Here is a 16,042-nt window from a genome sequence, read left to right as displayed (position 1 = left end):
TGGTCGCGGGCCGGGTGGTCAGGAGCGCTGGGGGCGCGCCGGGTTCGGGGTGGTGGGGTCGGCGACGCGGAAGCGTTGGGCGACAACGAGGGTGTCGTCGCCGATGGCCGGGGTGCGGCCGAGGAAGGCGCTGACGCCCTCGCTGCGGAAGAACTCCTCGTGGGCGGTACGCCATTGGGCGGCGTCGGCGTAGCCGCGTCCCTCGGCGCGCGCGAAGTCGTCGTCGATCTCCTTCATGGCTACGACCTGTACGTCGAGGAGTTCGATCGTGACGGCCGGGCGGCCCGCGGAGTCGAGCACCGAGAAGCGCTGTCCGGCCGTCGGCAGTGCCTCGCGGGCGTGCTCGTAGATCTCCAGCAGGCCGGTGAGAGCGGTCTTGTCGCCGCTCAGGATCGCCGCCACGCCCCGGTCGCGTTCCGGCCCGGGAAAGGCGAGTTCGAGGGTCGGAAGGTCGTCGTGCTCCATTGGGCGATGGTACGGAGCCGGGCCCGCGTCGATCAACACCCGGCACTCCCCGGCCCCGGGCCGTAGCGGGCCGTTCGGGCGCAGCCGGCCTGCTGGGATGCACCTGCACTTCGTTTTCCTGGCTGAACGTGCCCGGCTCGTTCCACGGGGCCAAGCCCGACGACTGCGGCACCAGGCGCGATTTCGCCCCCCGGACTAACTACGCGTAGCGCTCGAACACTGCCTGGAGGTAGTCCTCCAGGCGCCCCGCCAGCACCGGCGCGCTCAGGTCGGTGCGCCCCAGCTCGCGCCAGGGCACGGCGACCTTCTGCGCGTCCGGGGCGAACGCCAGGGCGTCCAGCAGCCGCCAGTACAGGTGGTCCCCGCCGGTGGTCAGGACGCCCCCGGCCCGCTCGTAGGCGTCGGCGAAGGCCATGCCCGCCGGCACGCCGTGCAGCAGGGCCAGCGCCGTGGAGCAGTGGGCGACGTCCAGGTCGGCGGGGCCCCAGGAGGTCTCCACCCAGTCGACGACGCCGCTGACCGCCAACTGCTCACCGCTGCCGGTGAACAGCACGTTGCCCGGGTGGAAGTCGCGGTGCAGGAAGCAGCCCCGGTGCGCGGGCGCCTCGCGGTCGATCGCCTCCACCGCCCGCTCCCACAGGCGCGGACGCGCGGTCGCGGCGGGGATCTGCACGCGCTCGGGCGAGGTCCACGCCTGCCAGGCACGCGGGCGTTCCTGTTCCGGCACCGCCACGGCGTGCACGGCCGCCAACTGCCCGGCCAGCAGCACGGTGCGGCGCGCCACGTCGCCGTCCTCGTGCACCCGCACACTGCCGGGCAGGTGGGTCATCACCAGCGACGGATCCTCGCAGTGCTCGCCCGTCGCGTCCACCGCCCGCAGCCGGGCCGCCGGGATGCTCCTGGTCTCCAGCAGGCGCAGCACATCGGCCTCCCGGGCCAGCAGGCCCGGGGCGTGGCGGCGGTAGAACGGCTTGACGAAGGAACGCAGCACCAGCGGGTAACCCTGCCCACCGACACCGACACCGACACCATCGCCGTCACCGCCACCGCCTCGACCGACACTCCCGCCGTTGTCGGCGGGTGCGACGTCCAGCCGGCGCATCCGCGAGGTCCACCCGCCCTTGAGCTCCCGCACCCCCACGATCCGCTCACCGGGTGCGAGCACGCCCTGAACCCACCGGCGCGTGCCGGCCCACCCCCGGTCGTCGTCCTCGATCATGGACGACCACCCTACCCCCCCGCCCCGTACGCCATTCATACCCCCCGGCACGCCCTCTCCCGGTCCTGCGAAAAGCAGGTGGCGGGACATCAACTACCGGACGGCCACTGCCTCCACCCCTTTGTTCGACATCCATAGAAATTTGACAGCGAGCCGTGCCACCGCTTGGGTGGAAAGCGGACCGCACACCGGCCCACAGTCGACAAGGGGAGAGTTCGCGATGCCCAGGAAAGTCGTCTTCACCGCCACCGGCGCACCCGAGGTCCTCACCGTCCGCGAGACGCCCCTGCCCCAGCCCGGGCCGGGCGAACTCCGGATCAGGGTCCAGGCGCTGGGACTCAACCGCGCCGAGGCCCTCTACCGCGCCGGCACCTACCTGGAGCAGCCGCAACTGCCCGCCACCCCCGGCTACGAAGCCGCCGGCACCGTGGACGCCGTCGGGGAGGGGGTCACCGGCTTCCGCATCGGCGACGCCGTCGACTCCGTCCCCGCCTTCGACCAGAACGACTACGGCGTCTACGCCACCCACGCCCTCGTCCCCGCCCGCGCCGCCGTTCACCGCCCCGCCCAACTCAGCGCCGTCCAGGGCGCCGCCACCTGGATGCCCTACCTGACCGCCTACGGCGCCCTCGCCGAGGACGGCCACCTACGCCCCGGCGACCACGTGCTGCTCACCGCCGCTGCCTCCAGCGTGGGCCTGGCCGCGATCCGCATCGCCCGGCGCATCGGTGCCGTGCCCATCGCCACCACCCGCACCCGCGCCAAGACTCAGCAACTCCTGGACGCCGGCGCCGCCCACGTGATCGTCACCGGTGAGGAGGACCTGCCCGCCCGCGTGCGGGACATCACCGGTGGCGAAGGCGTGCGCACCGTCTTCGACGCCGTTGCCGGACCGGGTGTCAACACCCTCGCCGGCACCATCGCCCCCGGCGGGCACCTGATCGTCTACGGGCGCCTGGACATGCGCGACACCCCCATGCCCGGCCAGGACACCTTCGCCCCCGTCAGCAGCCGCTTCTACACCATCCACGAGGTCAGCCGCGACGCCCAACGGCTGCGCCGCGGCCATGCGTTCATCACCGCCGGCCTGGCCGACGGCACCTTCACCCCCGCTGTCGACCGCGTCTTCGAGGGCCTGGACAGCATCGTCGAGGCCCACCGCTACCTGGAGGCCGGCACCCAGGTCGGCAAGATCGTCGTGACTGTCACCGACTGACCATCGGCGTACCGCTGACTGTCCATCGACTGGCACCGGCCACTGTCAGGGAGCGTCCCGGGCCTCGGCGTCGGCGGCGGCCACCACCGCCGACAGCAGGCCCGGGAAGCGCCGCTCCAACTCCTCGGCGCGCAGCGTGTTCATCTTCGTGGTGCCCACGTAGTACTGGCGCAGCACCCCGGCCGCGCGCAGTACCGAGAAGTGGTGACTGGAAGTCGAGCGCCCGACCGGCAGGTCGAAGGAGCCGCAGCTCAGGTCGGCGCCCGCGTGCGCCAGAGTGCGCACCACCGAGCGCCTCGCCGGATCGGCCAGGGCCTCCAACACCTGCTGGACGCTCACGTCCTCCACACCGGGGTGCACGATCACCCGCGCCGTCACGCGTGCTCGTCCCACACCCACCACCCCTTTCCCGAGCCCGGCCCCCGTCCCGCAGCACTCATCGCCAAAAACCGCGCACCACGCGCGACTTCACGCGCAGACGCTACTACGGGCAGCCCCCCGCCACGCGCGCCGCAACACCTCCGCAACACGAATCACGCACGGGCCGCCCATCAGCATCGGGTCCACCGTCCGCACCGCCACCGCCACCGGCGACGGCGACGGCACGAGAGCGCAGCAACGACAGGTACGGCTCCCGGTCCTCGGCGGCCGGGTCCATCCCCGACTCCTCCGCCGGCACCCGGCGCAGCTGCCGGTAGCAGCGCTCCTGGAGCGGCGCCCGGCGCACCTCCTCGTTAGCCCAGCGCAGCGCGCGGTGCTCCTCGCCCAGCGCCGACCGAGGGAGGCGGCCGCCGCGCCCCGGTCAGGTGCCCTGGTGGGAGGCGGTCCAGCCGTGTTCGAGGAGGGCGAAGACCTCGTCGGCGGCGCGGGCTGGGTCGGGGTGGCGCTGGATGAGGCTGCGGGCCTCCAGGGCGAAGCGGGCCAGGGCGGCGCAGCGGACGTCGTCCCGGGGCGCGCCGGCGGCTTCGGCGATGGCGGCGGCCAGGGCCGCTTCGTGGCGGGTCCACATGCGGTGGGCGTAGTCGCGCAGGGCGGGGGTGTCCTGCACCATGCGCAGGAAGGCGGCGAAGCGGGGGTCCGCGGAGTGGACGGCGAAGCGGGTCTGCCCGAGCAGGAGGTGCTCTCGCAGGGCTTCGGGGACGGACCGGCCCGGGGGGCGTTCGCGTACGGCGGCGACCAGGGCCGCCTCCAGGTCGTCGTCCTGGTCGAAGACCAGGGCCTCCTTGCCGGGGAAGTGCTTGAACAGCGTGGTGACCGAGACGTCGGCGGCGTCGGCGACGTCCTTGACGCCGACCTGGTCGTAGCCGCGTTCGAGGAAGAGTTCGAGTGCGGCGTCAGCCAGGGCCTGGCGGGTCTGGGCCTTCTTGCGCTCGCGGCGCCCGGTCGCTTCGGTCACTCGCCCACCCTACCGTGAGGTGAACCCACTGCGAAAGTGTAGTCATTGCACTTATTCAGTGAGTGTGCTTTCTTGGTGGTGCCGGACCTCCCGGCGACCCGCACCCACCTCCCGAGAGGCACTCGCGCCTGTCATGAACCATGCCCGCGACCTCCGCATCGCCATCGTCGGCGCCGGCCTCGGCGGCCTCACCTGCGCCCGAGTCCTGCAGCGGCACGGCCGCCGCGTCACCGTCTTCGAACGCGAGGCGGGCCCCGACGCCCGCCCCCAGGGCGGCACCCTCGACCTGCACGCCGACACCGGCCAGGCCGCCCTGTGCGCGGCGGGGCTCCTGGAGCGCTTCCAGGCCCTCGCCCGCCCCGAAGGCGACCAGTGGCGCGTTCTCGACCCCGCGACCGCCGAACCCCTGGCCCAGCAGGGCCCGCCGGCCGGCCCCGACCGCGGCCTCGAGCCCGACCCCAACCCCGGCCCCGGCCCCGACGCCGACTCCGATTCCGGCGCCCGGCCGGAGATTGACCGAGGCCAACTGCGCGGCCTGCTCCTGGATTCGCTCACCGCAGGCACCGTGCACTGGGGGCGCGCCGTCAGCGCGGCCACCCCGCTCACGGACGGCACCTGCCGGCTCCACTTCGCCGACGGCACCACCGAGGACTTCGACCTGGTCGTCGGCGCCGACGGCGCCTGGTCCCGCGTGCGACCCGCCCTGTCCCCGGCCGTACCCGGCTACACCGGCGTCACCTTCCTCGAAACCGGCTTCGACCACTGCGACACCCGCCACCCCGACCTCGCCCGCCTCGTCGGCCACGGCTCGATGCTCGCCAAGGGCGCCGGCCGCACCCTGGTCGCCCAGCGCAACAGCAACCACCACATCCGCGCCTACATCGCGTTGCGCACCCCCCAGGACTGGCACACGGCCGCCGGCGTCGACCCCGGCGACCAGCAGGCCGTACGCGCGCACCTGCTGGACCTGTTCGAGGGCTGGCACGTGAGCCTGCGCCGCCTCCTGCACGGCGGCGACCACCCCTTCACCAGCAGGCCCCTGTTCGTCCTGCCCGCCCCGCACACCTGGCGGCACGTCCCCGGCCTCACCCTGCTCGGCGACGCCGCCCACCTGATGCCCCCGGTCGGACTCGGCGCCAACCTCGCCATGCTCGACGGCGCCGACCTCGCCCACGCCCTGGCCAGCGCGGCCGACGTCGACACCGCCGTCCGCGCGTACGAAGACCTCATGCTCCCGCGCTCGACCCGCGCCGCGACGGACAGCGCCCATGCCCTCGACCACCTCGTCCCCGCCACGGCCCCCTGAGCCCCGGCGGGCCGCGGTCGGATCCGCCGGCGCCGACCTCGCCACGCCCTGACCAGCGGCCCCGGCCCCGGCCCCGACGCCGACGAGCGCCTCCCGTTCCGGGAGAAAAGTTGCTCCCGGAGGGGTGGCGGAGCGGGAAGTCGGCGGGGCCGACTTCCCTTGCGCGGGCGTGGCGCGGGCGCGGGCGCGGACGCTGCTGGCTCTAACGGGGGGCGTCGTCTCGGTCCAGGGTGCCGCCGAGGACGCCGATGAGGTGGTCCGGGTGCAGGACGAAGTCGGCCACGAGGGCTACTGGTAGCAGGAGGTGAACGTACAGGGCCCCCGTCGCCGCGCACCGTACCAGGCGAACTCCCTGACTCACTGCGGGAGTTGTGTCGCGCCGGTGGTGGGCGTCCACCCTGGCGCCCACCAGGCCGATGCCGAGGCCCGCCAGCGCTCCGGCCGAGTCCAGGCCCACCAGCGCGGCCACGGCCGTTGGGTCGTACTCGGTGCGGGACAGCAGCCACAGGTCGAGAGCCAGCACCAGGGCGCCGAACAGGGACGCCTGGAACGCGTCGCCGTCCGCGACCCGCACTGCGCGCCGGATCCACCGCATGCCCCCAGGATGTCTCCGCGCCCGCGCGCGACGGAAGAGCCCGGCGCTACCCAAATTGCGACCCGGGCCCCCGATCCCCGCCCCCGATCCCCGCCCCACCTCTCGACAGTTACCTCTCACTGAGAGCTAAAATCGGAGCATGACGACACGGGCCCCCGCAACGCCCGACGGCACGGTCGCGGACGAGTTCTCCGCCCTGCTCGTCGGCATCCACCGGATGCTGCGCCGCCGCCTGCGCCGCCGTGTCGAACAGCCCAGACTGCGCGGTGCGCAGGTGGAACTGCTGCGCCTGGTGATGGACAGCCCCGGTCTGAGGGTGTCCGAGGCGGCCGAGGAGCTGTGCCTGGCCGGGAACTCGGTCTCCACGCTGGTCAACCAGCTCGCGGCGCAGGACCTGCTGCGCCGGGAGGTGGACCCAAACGACCGGCGGGCGGCGCTGCTCTACGCGACGGTCGCGGCCGAGGAGCGGATCGAGGCCTGGCGCCGGCGCCGCAGGGCGCTGATGGCCGAGCTGGTGGCGGACCTGCCCGAGCCCGAGCGGGCCGCCCTGGCCGCCGCACTGCCCGCGCTGCACCGCCTTGCCGAGGGACTGCGCAACCTGCCGGACGCGGAGGAGGAGTGATGGACCACGAGGAAGCGGTGGTGTGCCGGGGCCTGGAGTACAGCTTCACCCACGGCCGCGGGAAGGTGACCCGGGCCGTGGACGGCATCGACCTGACCGTGCGCACGGGCGAGGTGTTCGGCCTGCTGGGCCCCAACGGTGCGGGCAAGACCACCACGATCCGCGCCATCACCACTCTGCTGCCGGTCGGAGCCGGTATGGTGCGCGTCTTCGGTCACGACGCCACCCGCCGTCCCATGGAGGTAAGGCGGCTGCTCGGTTACGTCCCCCAGCAGCTGTCCGCCGACGCCGGACTCACCGGCCGCGAGAACGTCGCCCTGTTCGCCCGGGTCTTCGACGTCCCCCGCGCCGAACGCGCCCGGCGTGTCACCCAGGCCCTGGCCGCCGTCGACCTCACCGACGCCGCCGACCGGATGGCGGCCACGTACTCCGGCGGCATGGTGCGCCGCCTCGAACTCGCCCAGGCCCTGGTCAGTGCCCCGCGCCTGCTGGTCCTGGACGAACCCACCATCGGCCTGGACCCGATCGCGCGCACCGGCGTGTGGGAACGCGTGGACGCCGTCCGCCGGGCCACCGGTATGACCGTCCTGGTCACCACCCACTACATGGACGAGGCCGACCGTCACTGCGACCGCATCGCCCTGATGGACCGCGGCCGTATCCGCGCTCTGGGAACTCCCGCCGAACTCAAGGACCAGGTCCGTCAGGACGGCCAACAAGGCCAGGCAGGCCATGAAGGCCGGGACGGCCGGGACGGCCGGGACGAGCCGACCCTGGACGACGTGTTCCGCCACTTCGCCGGCCGCGACCTGGCCGACGCCACGGAAGGAGACTTCGGCGATGTCCGCCGTACCCGCCGCACGGCCAACCGCGTCGGCTGAACCCCCCGACCGGGGCCCGGAGTTGGACCTGCTGCTGGTGCCCCCGCGGGCCCGCACCGGCTGGCGCCTCGTACCCGCGCGCATCGCCGCGATGTGCGCGGTGGAACTGCAGAAGCTGCGCCACGACCGCACCGAGCTCTACACCCGGGCCGTCCAGCCCGCCCTGTGGCTGCTGATCTTCGGCGAGACCTTCACCCGTCTCAAGGCCATCCCCACCGGCGGCATCCCCTACCTGGACTACCTCGCACCGGGCATCATCGCCCAGTCCGCGATGTTCATCGCGATCTTCTACGGCATCATGATCATCTGGGAGCGGGACTCCGGGGTGCTCACCAAACTGCTGGTCACACCCACTCCCCGCGCCGCCCTGGTCACCGGCAAGGCCTTCGCCGCCGGCGTCAAGGCCGTCCTGCAGGCCGTCGTCGTGGTGCTGATCGCCGCCGTCCTCGGCGTCGCGATGACCTGGAACCCGCTGCGCCTGCTCGGGGTGGTGGCGGTGGTGCTGCTCGGCTCGGCGTTCTTCTCCTGCCTGTCGATGGCCATCGCCGGGATCGTGCTGACCCGCGACCGGTTGATGGGCATCGGCCAGGCGATCACCATGCCGCTGTTCTTCGGCTCCAACGCCCTCTACCCCCTGGACCTGATGCCGGGCTGGCTGCAGGCCGTCAGCAAGGTCAACCCGCTCAGCTACCAGGTCGACGCGCTGCGCGGCCTGCTGATCGGCACCCCGTCCCACCTGCCGCTGGACTTCGCCGTCCTGGCCGCCGCCACCCTCGCCGGCATCGCCGCGGCCTCCGCCCTGCTGGGACGCCTGGCCCGCTGAGACCGCCGGCAGCCCATCCGGAGGAAAGGAGGAAACACGACAGAAGATGTCGGGTTGAGGGCCGAGGCTGGCACCGCCGGCCGGCGCCGTCGTGGCGCCGGCCGGACCGACCAGGCAAGGACCTTATCCGCCATGCGCGAAACACCCGACGAGCTCCACCGCCTCCAGGCCCTCCTGGACGCCTCGCTCGCCCGCTCCACCGCCCACCTGCGCTCGATCATCAACAGCGAGCGCACCCTCACCGCAGAGCAGCTCACCCGCGTGCTCACCGGCATGTGCACCCTCGCCCTGTCCACCGTCACCGCCAACGGCGAGCCGCGCATCAGCGGCGTGGACGGCCACTTCCTGCACGGCACGTGGCATTTCGGCACCGCCCGCTCCTCCGCCAAGGCCCGCCACCTCGCCGCCCGGCCCGCCGTCAGCGCCGCCCACCTGCGCGGGGAGGATCTGGGCGTGTTCACCCACGGCACGGTGGAGACCCTCAACCCGCCCGGCGGCCCGGCGGCCGCCGACTGGCCCGAACTGCTGGCCCACTTCCGCGACTTCTACGGCCACGACGCCTTCGACTGGGACAACGACGTCGTCTACTACCGGCTCCACCCGCACTGGATGACCGCCTTCGCCCCCGACCCCGCCCAACTCGGCCCAACACCGGACCAGTAGTGACGGACGGCACCACCGACCACATCTCGGCGCCCGTACCGACAACCTGCGCCGGGCTGTCGACCGCGACCCGGGGGACCCGGGAGAGGTGGAACACCGACGGGCGGCGGACCCGCGCGAGCGGTGACAATGGTGCGAAGCGGGGGCCGAGCAGGACAGCGAGCAGGGAGGGCACGGTGCGGGCGAGCCGGACCATCGCGCTGCTGCTGCTCCTGCAGTCCCGGCACACCATGACCGCCGCGGAGCTCGCGGCCGAGCTGGAGGTCTCCGAGCGCACCGTGCAGCGCGACATCGCCGCCCTGCTCGAAGCCGGAGTGCCGGTGTACGCCGAACGCGGGCGCGGCGGCGGCTACCGGCTCGTCGACGGCTACCGCACCCGCCTGACCGGCCTCGAACGCGCCGAAGCCGAAGTCCTGCACCTGGCCGGACTCCCCGGCCCGCTGCGCGACATGGGCCTGGCCGCACACGCCCTCGCCGCCCGGCTGAAGGTCGCCGCCGCCCTCGGCGACGCCCCCGCGGCCGCCGCCCGGCGCTTCCACCTCGACGCACCGGCCTGGTTCCGCGACCCAGAGACCCCGCCGCTGCTCGCCGAGGTCTCCCGCGCCGTGTGGGAGGACCGCGTCCTCGACGCCCGCTACGCGGCACGCGGCGGCACCCGCCGGCGACGGCTGGAACCGTACGGCCTGGTCCTGAAGGCCGGCCAGTGGTACGTCGCGGCCCGCGGCCCCTCCGGCCGGATCGCCTCCTACCGTGTCGACCGCTTCGAGACCGCCGAGGCCGGCGACGAACGCTTCGACCGCGACCCGGACTTCGACCTCGCCGACTACTGGACCACCGCGGCCCGCGAGTTCACCCGCGCCATGCTGCGCGAACGCGCCGTCGTACGCCTCAGCCCGCTCGCCCTACGGAACCTCCCCGTCCTGCTGGAGCCGACCGCCGCCACCGACGCCCTCGCCACCGCAGGCCCCGCGGACCCCGACGGCTGGGTCACCGTCACCCTGCCGCTCGAAACCTGGGACATCGGCTACTTCGAACTCCTCCGCCTCGGCCCGGAAGCCGAGGTCCTCCACCCACCCGAACTCCGCGCCCGCCTCGCCGACGCGGCCCGCCGCACCGCCGCCCTCTACGCCTGACAGGCCCCAGTCTCCCGGCGCGGAGGCCGTCCCCCAGTGCCGGGACGGCCCCCGCCGCCGGGTGCGGGTCAGGCGCTGTGGATGCCCTGGCCGGGGGTGAGGATCCCCGCCGGGTCGAAGCGCCGCTTGGCCTCCTCCACCCGCTCCCACAGTGCCCCGTAGTGCCGCTGCCAGTCCGCGGCCGTCATCCCCGGCACCGCCCCGATCAGGTACCGCTTGCCGCCCAGCTGCACCGCCCGCTCGTACAGGCGCCGGTTGCGCTCCAGCATCCCGGCGACGTCCGCGCCCGGCGCGGGGAAGGCCAGCAGGTCGAAGTGCCAGCCCACCTCACCCTGCGGCAGCACCGCCAGCGGGGTGCGCACCCTGTCGCGCGCGTACGGGTAGAACAGCAGCAGCCCCGCCCCCAGGTCCGCGGCCGTCAGCGACGAGGCGGCCTCCCGCATGAACACCCCCACCGAGGAGGCCGGCAGGAACAGGCTCAGCCACGGCTTGGGCAGCCCCCAGAACCCCGCCGCCCGCAGGTAGCCCGCGAACGCGTCCACCCGGAACGCGTACTCGCGCCAGCTCTGCTCCACCACCGACGTCCCGTCCGCCACCGGGCTCAGCCCCGCCAGCAACGCCTGCCGGTCCACTGGGCGCCCGGCGTCCCCGTAGGCCACCAGCTCCGCCGTGTACCGCCAGCGCTGCCCGTCCGCGCTGCGCACCACGTTGCCGACCTGCAGGTCGAACCGGCCGTCGGCCAGCACCTTCTGCTGGTCGGCGAGGTAGGCGTCCAGGTCGTCGTAGGCCAGGGTGAACACGGTGGAGCGCTCGCGCGCCGGCACCAGCGCCAGCGTCGCCCGGACGATGATCCCCACCTGCCCGCCGCCGGCCAGCACCGCCTCGAACAGCTCCCGGTTGCGCTCGCGCGAGGCCGTGACCAGCTCGCCGGTGCCGGTCACCACCTCCAGTTCGCGCACCGTGTCCGTCTGCAGGCCGTGGTGCTGCACCGCCCCGCCGATCCCGCCCACGCTCAGCGTCCCGCCCACCGACAGGTGCAGATAGTCCGTCAGCACCGGCGGCATCCAGCCCTGCGCCAGCGCGGCGTCGGTCAGCTGCGCCCAGGTCGCGCCGGCCTCCACCACGGCCTCGCCGGGCCGGATCGACACCACCCGGTCCAGGCCGCGGGCGTCGACGGCGATGCCGCCGCGCGGATTGGCCTGGCCGTAGCTGGAGTGCGACTCCAGCCCTGCCTGCCCCACCACCGCCGCGTCCCCGCTCTGCCCGTTGACGGCCACCGGGATGCGGTGGCGCCGCGCGAACTCCACGACCCGCTGCACGTCCCGCACCGAGGCGGGCCGCAGCACCGCTCTCGGCGCGGCGCTGACCAGGTGCCCGAAGTCGGAGGTGAACCGCTCCAGGCCCTCGCCCCGCAGTGTCATCGACCCGTCCAGGGACGGCAGTTCGGCGACGTCGGCCTGCGGTGCGGTCGCCCAGGCGCGGGTGGCGGTGTTCCACCCGACGACGGCGGCGCCGGCCCCGGCGATCAGGGCGCGGCGGGACAGTCCTGACCTGCTCATATCAGCGTTTCTCCGATCAATCGTCAAATAGGGATTGTTGTACCGCAACCATCCCGCCGCCGCCTACCGGGCGGCGCCTCCGGTGCCCGTCCGTCCCTTGTTGTTGCTGCTGGTGTGGTGCGGGCGTGCTATTGGCCTGCCTGTCCCTGGCGGCGTTCGATCTCTCGTAGCTGCGCGACCGTGTGGTTCCACATCTGGTGCTGGTAGGTGGGGGCGTCGGCCGGAATGTGGCAGCCGGCGGCTCCGGCCTCCTCCAACAGTGCCTGTCGCGCTTCGGGCAGGTGGGCGAGGCGGGGGCTGGTCTCGCTCAGTTCCCTCAGGACGTAGGCTAGTTTGTAGGCGTGGGCGTGGGGGTTGACCGTGAACAGGGTCCGGTAGACCCATAGTCCTTCCTCGCCGTTCAGGATTCGTTCGTTGTGGCTCAGCAGTCGTATCCGTGCTTTCAGCACCAGGTCCGTGTGCGCGTTCATCTGCCTTTTCCCCCTTGGTCGTTGCTCCGGTGTGCCCCACCCCCGGCCATGGCGCCGGGGCGCGGCGGCCCGCACGCCGGCCGTCCGGGGAGCGGGCGGCGGCGCGTGGGGCCAGGTCGGGGGAGTGGGGTGTTGCACGAGTGTGCGGGGTGCGCACGGGGTGCGGCAAGGCGGAAACAGGGTGGGTTACGTCCTACCGGAACTGCGGCCTGACCTGGCAGGATTGGGGTCGACACCCTCCAGGGGAGGGGCACCCGCGCGGCCCGCCGCACTTCGCCGCCGTATTCCGTCGCCGTATTCCGTCGCGCCTCGCCGTACCGCGTCCCGGTCCGAAGGTGGCCCAGTGGGGCCGCGGGGAATTGGCCCGTGTGTCCGGTCAATTCGGCACTAGCGTAGGCACCATGACTACGGGATCCACCGCGACCGACCGACCCGCCCCCACCGCCGCCCAGACCCCCGCTCCCGGCCCCGTCCCCTCGGCCGAGGCCCTCGCCGAGGCGCCGGTGCGCCAGGCCCGCAACTCCGCCGCCTTCTGGGCCGCGATCGGCCGAAGCCGCGGACACCGGGTGGTCCGGCGCCGCAGCTTCGTCGCGGTGGACGGCGACGAGCGCGCCGGCCTGCGGATCCTGATCCAGGAACCCGGGCTCGACCCGGACGAACTGGCAGAGCTGAGCGAGTTCGCCCGCCGGGCCGTCGGCCCCGTCAACGCCGAGGACCCGTTCAGCACCACCGACCTGAGCCACCTCGGTATGCGCAACTGGCAGATGCCCGTCATGCTGCGCCCGCCCGCGCCCGTCGGCGAACCGGCCCTGGACGTGGTGCGGGTACGGCGGCCCGAGGACCTCAAGGAGGCGGAGCGGGTCGTCATCGCGGGCTTCGGACTGACCGGCTTCGAGCCCTACCGCCCCGGCGAGCTGTTCCCCATGGCGCTGATCGACCAGCCCGGGGTGGACGTGTTCGTCGCCCGGTACGAAGGTGTGGCTGCGGGGGCCTGCGTGAGGCTCGTTCACGACGGTGTCGCCAGTCACTACTGGGTCGGCACCTCGCCGCAGCTGCGTTCCCGTGGTGCCGGCCGGGCTGTCATGCTCGCCTCCCTGGCCGGCCTGGCCTCCCTGCCCGCCACACTTACGGCCTCGAAGCTGGGTCGGCCGCTGTACGAGTCACTGGGCTACACCGCCGCGGCTCCGGCGACCTGGTGGGCCTCCCCCCAGCCCGTCGCGCTAGTTTGACGCCATGTTCATCCTGGAGCTGACCTACACCGCCGCGCTGGAGCGGATCGACGAAGCGTTGCCGCAGCACGTGCAGTGGCTCAACGGCCACTACGCGGCGGGCACGTTCCTGGCCTCGGGGCGCAAGGTGCCGCGTGACGGCGGTGTGATCCTGGCGGTGGGGCAGGACCGGGCCCGGATCGAGGAACTGGTGGCCACCGACCCGTTCGTCCGACTGGGCCTGACCGAGTACCGGGTGACGGAGTTCCTGGCCACCGTCACCGCCCCCGCCCTGGAGGCCCACCGCCAGCAACTGCCCGCCTGAGCCAACAGCGGCCGTCCGCCCCGGGGCGGACGGCCCCGTTCGTCGGGGCCGGGGACCGTCTGAGGTGCCCTTGCCGAACGGCGGCGGCTCGCCCGCCTGTACAGCGGCTGCCCGCCTGGGCTCAACGTCGCCGCTCCCGGCCGGGCCGGACTGCGGCCGTCCGCCCGGCCCGAAACGGTCCCGTGTGCCTCCGGGCCGGTGGGTGCGGTTCGGGGTGTGGTTGTGTTCTGGTTACGATCGGTGAGCGCGGCATGCGGTTGCGTCGCGTGGTTCGGGATTTTCGGTGTTCGGCGTTTCGGCGGGAGTGGATGAATGGCGCACGTACGGGCCGGGCAGCCGGCGCAGCCGGGGGATCTGGTGGATGTGGCGCGGTTGGTGACGGCGTACTACGCGTTGCGGCCGGATCCGCAGGAGGTCTCGCAGCAGGTGGCGTTCGGGACGTCGGGGCATCGGGGGTCGTCGTTGGACGCGGCGTTCAACGAGGACCACATCGCGGCGACGACGCAGGCGATCTGTGAGTACCGTGCGGCGCAGGGGGTGGGGGGCCCGTTGTTCCTGGGGGCGGATACGCATGCGTTGTCGGAGCCGGCGAAGGTGACGGCGCTGGAGGTGTTGGCGGCCAACGGTGTGCAGGTGTTGATCGATGCCGCGGACGGCTACACCCCCACTCCCGCGGTCTCGCACGCGATTCTGGGGTTCAACCGGCGCGGTGGGCAGGCGTTGGCGGACGGGATCGTGGTGACGCCGTCGCACAATCCGCCGCGTGACGGGGGGTTCAAGTACAACCCGCCCAGTGGCGGGCCGGCCGGTTCGGAGGCCACCGGGTGGATCCAGGACCGTGCGAACGAGCTGATCCGTGAGGGCCTGCGGGGGGTGAGGAGGGTCCCGTACGCGCGGGCGCTGGCCGCGGCGACGACGGAACGTTACGACTTCCTGGGCGCGTACGTGGACGACCTGCCGTCGGTGGTGGACCTGGAGGCGGTGCGGGGGGCGGGACTGCGTATCGGTGCGGATCCGCTGGGCGGGGCGTCGGTGGCCTACTGGGGGCGTATCGCGGAGGTCCACGGGCTGGATCTGACGGTGGTCAATCCGGTGACCGATCCGACGTGGCGGTTCATGACGTTGGACTGGGACGGCAAGATCCGTATGGACTGCTCCTCCCCGGCCGCGATGGCTTCCCTGATCGGGCGCAAGGACGAGTACGCCATCGCGACGGGCAACGACGCGGACGCCGACCGGCACGGGATCGTCACTCCCGACGGCGGGCTGATGAATCCCAACCACTACCTGGCGGTAGCCGTGGACTACCTCTTCCGTCACCGCGGCGACTGGCCCGGGGACGCGGCGGTGGGCAAGACGCTGGTGTCCTCCTCGATGCTGGACCGGGTCGCGGCGGACCTGGGCCGCACGCTGGTGGAGGTCCCGGTCGGTTTCAAGTGGTTCGTCGAGGGCCTGCTGGAGGGCTCGATCGCCTTCGGCGGGGAGGAGAGCGCCGGCGCTTCGTTCCTGCGCCGTGACGGGGGGGTGTGGAGCACCGACAAGGACGGCATCCTGCTGGCGCTGCTGGCCTGCGAGATCACCGCGGTCACCGGTGCCACACCCAGCGCCTACTACCGTGAGCTGACCGGACGTCACGGCGCTCCGGCCTATGCCCGGGTGGACGCGCCCGCCGACCGGGAGCAGAAGGCCCGCCTGGCCCGGCTGTCCCCCGAGCAGGTCACGGCCGGGGAACTGGCGGGGGAGGAGATCACCGCGGTGCTCTCCCACGCGCCGGGCAACGGGGCGGCCATCGGCGGTCTCAAGGTGTGCACCGACAACGCCTGGTTCGCCGCGCGGCCCTCGGGCACCGAGGACGTGTACAAGATCTACGCCGAGTCGTTCCTGGGCGAGGAGCACCTGGCGCGGGTGCAGCAGGAGGCCCGGGCCCTGGTCGGCGAGGTCCTCGGGGCCTGACGCGCCCCTGCCGGCGCCCCCGGCCGCCGTCTGGGCGGTGCGGGGGCGCCGACGGTTTCGGGGGCGCCGAGGCCCGTACGGGCCCCGGGCGGGACGGGCCTCGGGCCGGTCGCGGATGGTGGCTGCGGCGACAGCCGCGCCGACCTGGACGCCCGCTTCCCCGGCTTGCTGGACGCCCTCCTCGCATCAGCGCCCGCGCCCGCCTGAG

17 protein-coding genes are annotated in these 16,042 nt (G+C 73.3%); 10 read left to right on the top strand and 7 right to left on the bottom strand.

The features are described from left to right. Positions 1 to 18: 18 nt before the first annotated feature. Both HS99_RS25635 and HS99_RS25630 read right to left on the bottom strand, forming a co-directional pair. Complete coding sequence (locus HS99_RS25635) at positions 19 to 465, bottom strand: ASCH domain-containing protein (RefSeq protein ID WP_046385805.1); 447 nt, start codon at positions 463 to 465, stop codon at positions 19 to 21. 199 nt (positions 466 to 664) lie between these two features. Next, a complete protein-coding gene (locus HS99_RS25630; protein WP_052743434.1) occupies positions 665 to 1,684 on the bottom strand; it encodes a phosphotransferase family protein in 1,020 nt (339 codons plus the stop codon). Between the two features lie 220 nt (positions 1,685 to 1,904). Between HS99_RS25630 and HS99_RS25625 the strand changes: the two genes are divergently transcribed. Beyond that, positions 1,905 to 2,900: a zinc-dependent alcohol dehydrogenase family protein gene (locus HS99_RS25625; RefSeq protein WP_030284783.1), complete on the top strand. Its 996-nt coding sequence runs from the start codon at positions 1,905 to 1,907 to the stop codon at positions 2,898 to 2,900. Between the two features lie 45 nt (positions 2,901 to 2,945). Here the strand turns inward: HS99_RS25625 and HS99_RS25620 are convergent, their stop codons facing one another. Then, positions 2,946 to 3,293: an ArsR/SmtB family transcription factor gene (locus HS99_RS25620; protein ID WP_030552897.1), complete on the bottom strand. Its 348-nt coding sequence runs from the start codon at positions 3,291 to 3,293 to the stop codon at positions 2,946 to 2,948. A 409-nt stretch (positions 3,294 to 3,702) separates the two neighbouring features. Continuing rightward, positions 3,703 to 4,296, bottom strand: coding sequence for a TetR/AcrR family transcriptional regulator (locus HS99_RS25615; RefSeq protein WP_030284788.1), 594 nt, complete (start codon positions 4,294 to 4,296; stop codon positions 3,703 to 3,705). Between the two features lie 133 nt (positions 4,297 to 4,429). Between HS99_RS25615 and HS99_RS25610 the strand changes: the two genes are divergently transcribed. Beyond that, entirely contained in the window at positions 4,430 to 5,602 is a 1,173-nt protein-coding gene (locus tag HS99_RS25610; protein WP_030552895.1) for an FAD-dependent oxidoreductase, read from the top strand. 202 nt (positions 5,603 to 5,804) lie between these two features. Here HS99_RS25610 and HS99_RS42730 read toward each other — a convergent pair whose 3' ends face one another. Beyond that, on the bottom strand, positions 5,805 to 6,197 hold the full coding sequence (locus HS99_RS42730; RefSeq protein ID WP_030284793.1) for a hypothetical protein: 393 nt from the start codon (positions 6,195 to 6,197) through the stop codon (positions 5,805 to 5,807). Between the two features lie 139 nt (positions 6,198 to 6,336). Here HS99_RS42730 and HS99_RS25600 point away from each other — a divergent pair, with 139 nt between their 5' ends. The 5 genes from HS99_RS25600 to HS99_RS25580 all read left to right on the top strand — a co-directional run bounded on the left by HS99_RS25600 (position 6,337) and on the right by HS99_RS25580 (position 10,319). Further along, positions 6,337 to 6,819, top strand: a complete 483-nt coding sequence (locus HS99_RS25600; protein ID WP_030284795.1) for a MarR family winged helix-turn-helix transcriptional regulator — start codon at positions 6,337 to 6,339, stop codon at positions 6,817 to 6,819. Continuing rightward, complete coding sequence (locus tag HS99_RS25595; protein ID WP_030284797.1) at positions 6,819 to 7,700, top strand: ATP-binding cassette domain-containing protein; 882 nt, start codon at positions 6,819 to 6,821, stop codon at positions 7,698 to 7,700. Before HS99_RS25600 ends, HS99_RS25595 begins: the two co-directional genes overlap by 1 nt. Further along, positions 7,660 to 8,523 (top strand): ABC transporter permease, encoded by an 864-nt coding sequence (locus HS99_RS25590; protein ID WP_030284799.1) that lies wholly within the window; start codon positions 7,660 to 7,662, stop codon positions 8,521 to 8,523. Before HS99_RS25595 ends, HS99_RS25590 begins: the two co-directional genes overlap by 41 nt. A gap of 132 nt (positions 8,524 to 8,655) precedes the next feature. Beyond that, positions 8,656 to 9,186, top strand: coding sequence for a pyridoxamine 5'-phosphate oxidase family protein (locus HS99_RS25585; protein WP_030284800.1), 531 nt, complete (start codon positions 8,656 to 8,658; stop codon positions 9,184 to 9,186). 176 nt (positions 9,187 to 9,362) lie between these two features. After that, complete coding sequence (locus tag HS99_RS25580; RefSeq protein WP_030552893.1) at positions 9,363 to 10,319, top strand: helix-turn-helix transcriptional regulator; 957 nt, start codon at positions 9,363 to 9,365, stop codon at positions 10,317 to 10,319. A gap of 68 nt (positions 10,320 to 10,387) precedes the next feature. On the opposite strand, the gene HS99_RS25575 is transcribed toward HS99_RS25580, so the two are convergent. Further along, entirely contained in the window at positions 10,388 to 11,878 is a 1,491-nt protein-coding gene (locus HS99_RS25575) for an FAD-binding protein (protein ID WP_030552891.1), read from the bottom strand. A 128-nt stretch (positions 11,879 to 12,006) separates the two neighbouring features. Then, entirely contained in the window at positions 12,007 to 12,348 is a 342-nt protein-coding gene (locus HS99_RS25570; RefSeq protein ID WP_050366329.1) for a hypothetical protein, read from the bottom strand. A 401-nt stretch (positions 12,349 to 12,749) separates the two neighbouring features. On the opposite strand from HS99_RS25570, the gene HS99_RS25565 reads away from it, so the two are divergent. From HS99_RS25565 to pgm, 3 genes are all read left to right on the top strand, one after another. After that, complete coding sequence (locus tag HS99_RS25565) at positions 12,750 to 13,577, top strand: GNAT family N-acetyltransferase (protein ID WP_232543084.1); 828 nt, start codon at positions 12,750 to 12,752, stop codon at positions 13,575 to 13,577. Positions 13,578 to 13,581: 4 nt separating this feature from the next. After that, positions 13,582 to 13,881, top strand: a complete 300-nt coding sequence (locus tag HS99_RS25560) for a YciI family protein (protein WP_030284811.1) — start codon at positions 13,582 to 13,584, stop codon at positions 13,879 to 13,881. A 312-nt stretch (positions 13,882 to 14,193) separates the two neighbouring features. Next, positions 14,194 to 15,834: a phosphoglucomutase (alpha-D-glucose-1,6-bisphosphate-dependent) gene (gene pgm, locus HS99_RS25555; protein WP_030552887.1), complete on the top strand. Its 1,641-nt coding sequence runs from the start codon at positions 14,194 to 14,196 to the stop codon at positions 15,832 to 15,834. Positions 15,835 to 16,042: the final 208 nt, after the last annotated feature.

The organism is Kitasatospora aureofaciens (assembly GCF_001188955.3).
Classification (GTDB): Bacteria; Actinomycetota; Actinomycetes; order Streptomycetales; family Streptomycetaceae; genus Kitasatospora; species Kitasatospora aureofaciens.
This window is presented reverse-complemented; position numbering and strand designations above follow the sequence as displayed.

Excerpts from the sequence above, each read along its gene's own strand:
- HS99_RS25575 (WP_030552891.1), bottom strand. The coding sequence starts at position 11,878 with ATGAGCAGGTCAGGACTGTCCCGCCGCGCCCTGATCGCCGGGGCCGGC.
- HS99_RS25600 (WP_030284795.1), top strand. The coding sequence starts at position 6,337 with ATGACGACACGGGCCCCCGCAACGCCCGACGGCACGGTCGCGGACGAG.
- pgm (WP_030552887.1), top strand. The coding sequence starts at position 14,194 with ATGGCGCACGTACGGGCCGGGCAGCCGGCGCAGCCGGGGGATCTGGTG.
- HS99_RS25570 (WP_050366329.1), bottom strand. The coding sequence starts at position 12,348 with ATGAACGCGCACACGGACCTGGTGCTGAAAGCACGGATACGACTGCTG.
- HS99_RS25595 (WP_030284797.1), top strand. The coding sequence starts at position 6,819 with ATGGACCACGAGGAAGCGGTGGTGTGCCGGGGCCTGGAGTACAGCTTC.
- HS99_RS25585 (WP_030284800.1), top strand. The coding sequence starts at position 8,656 with ATGCGCGAAACACCCGACGAGCTCCACCGCCTCCAGGCCCTCCTGGAC.
- HS99_RS25635 (WP_046385805.1), bottom strand. The coding sequence starts at position 465 with ATGGAGCACGACGACCTTCCGACCCTCGAACTCGCCTTTCCCGGGCCG.
- HS99_RS25560 (WP_030284811.1), top strand. The coding sequence starts at position 13,582 with ATGTTCATCCTGGAGCTGACCTACACCGCCGCGCTGGAGCGGATCGAC.
- HS99_RS25590 (WP_030284799.1), top strand. The coding sequence starts at position 7,660 with ATGTCCGCCGTACCCGCCGCACGGCCAACCGCGTCGGCTGAACCCCCC.
- HS99_RS25625 (WP_030284783.1), top strand. The coding sequence starts at position 1,905 with ATGCCCAGGAAAGTCGTCTTCACCGCCACCGGCGCACCCGAGGTCCTC.
- HS99_RS25610 (WP_030552895.1), top strand. The coding sequence starts at position 4,430 with ATGAACCATGCCCGCGACCTCCGCATCGCCATCGTCGGCGCCGGCCTC.
- HS99_RS25565 (WP_232543084.1), top strand. The coding sequence starts at position 12,750 with ATGACTACGGGATCCACCGCGACCGACCGACCCGCCCCCACCGCCGCC.
- HS99_RS42730 (WP_030284793.1), bottom strand. The coding sequence starts at position 6,197 with ATGCGGTGGATCCGGCGCGCAGTGCGGGTCGCGGACGGCGACGCGTTC.
- HS99_RS25630 (WP_052743434.1), bottom strand. The coding sequence starts at position 1,684 with ATGATCGAGGACGACGACCGGGGGTGGGCCGGCACGCGCCGGTGGGTT.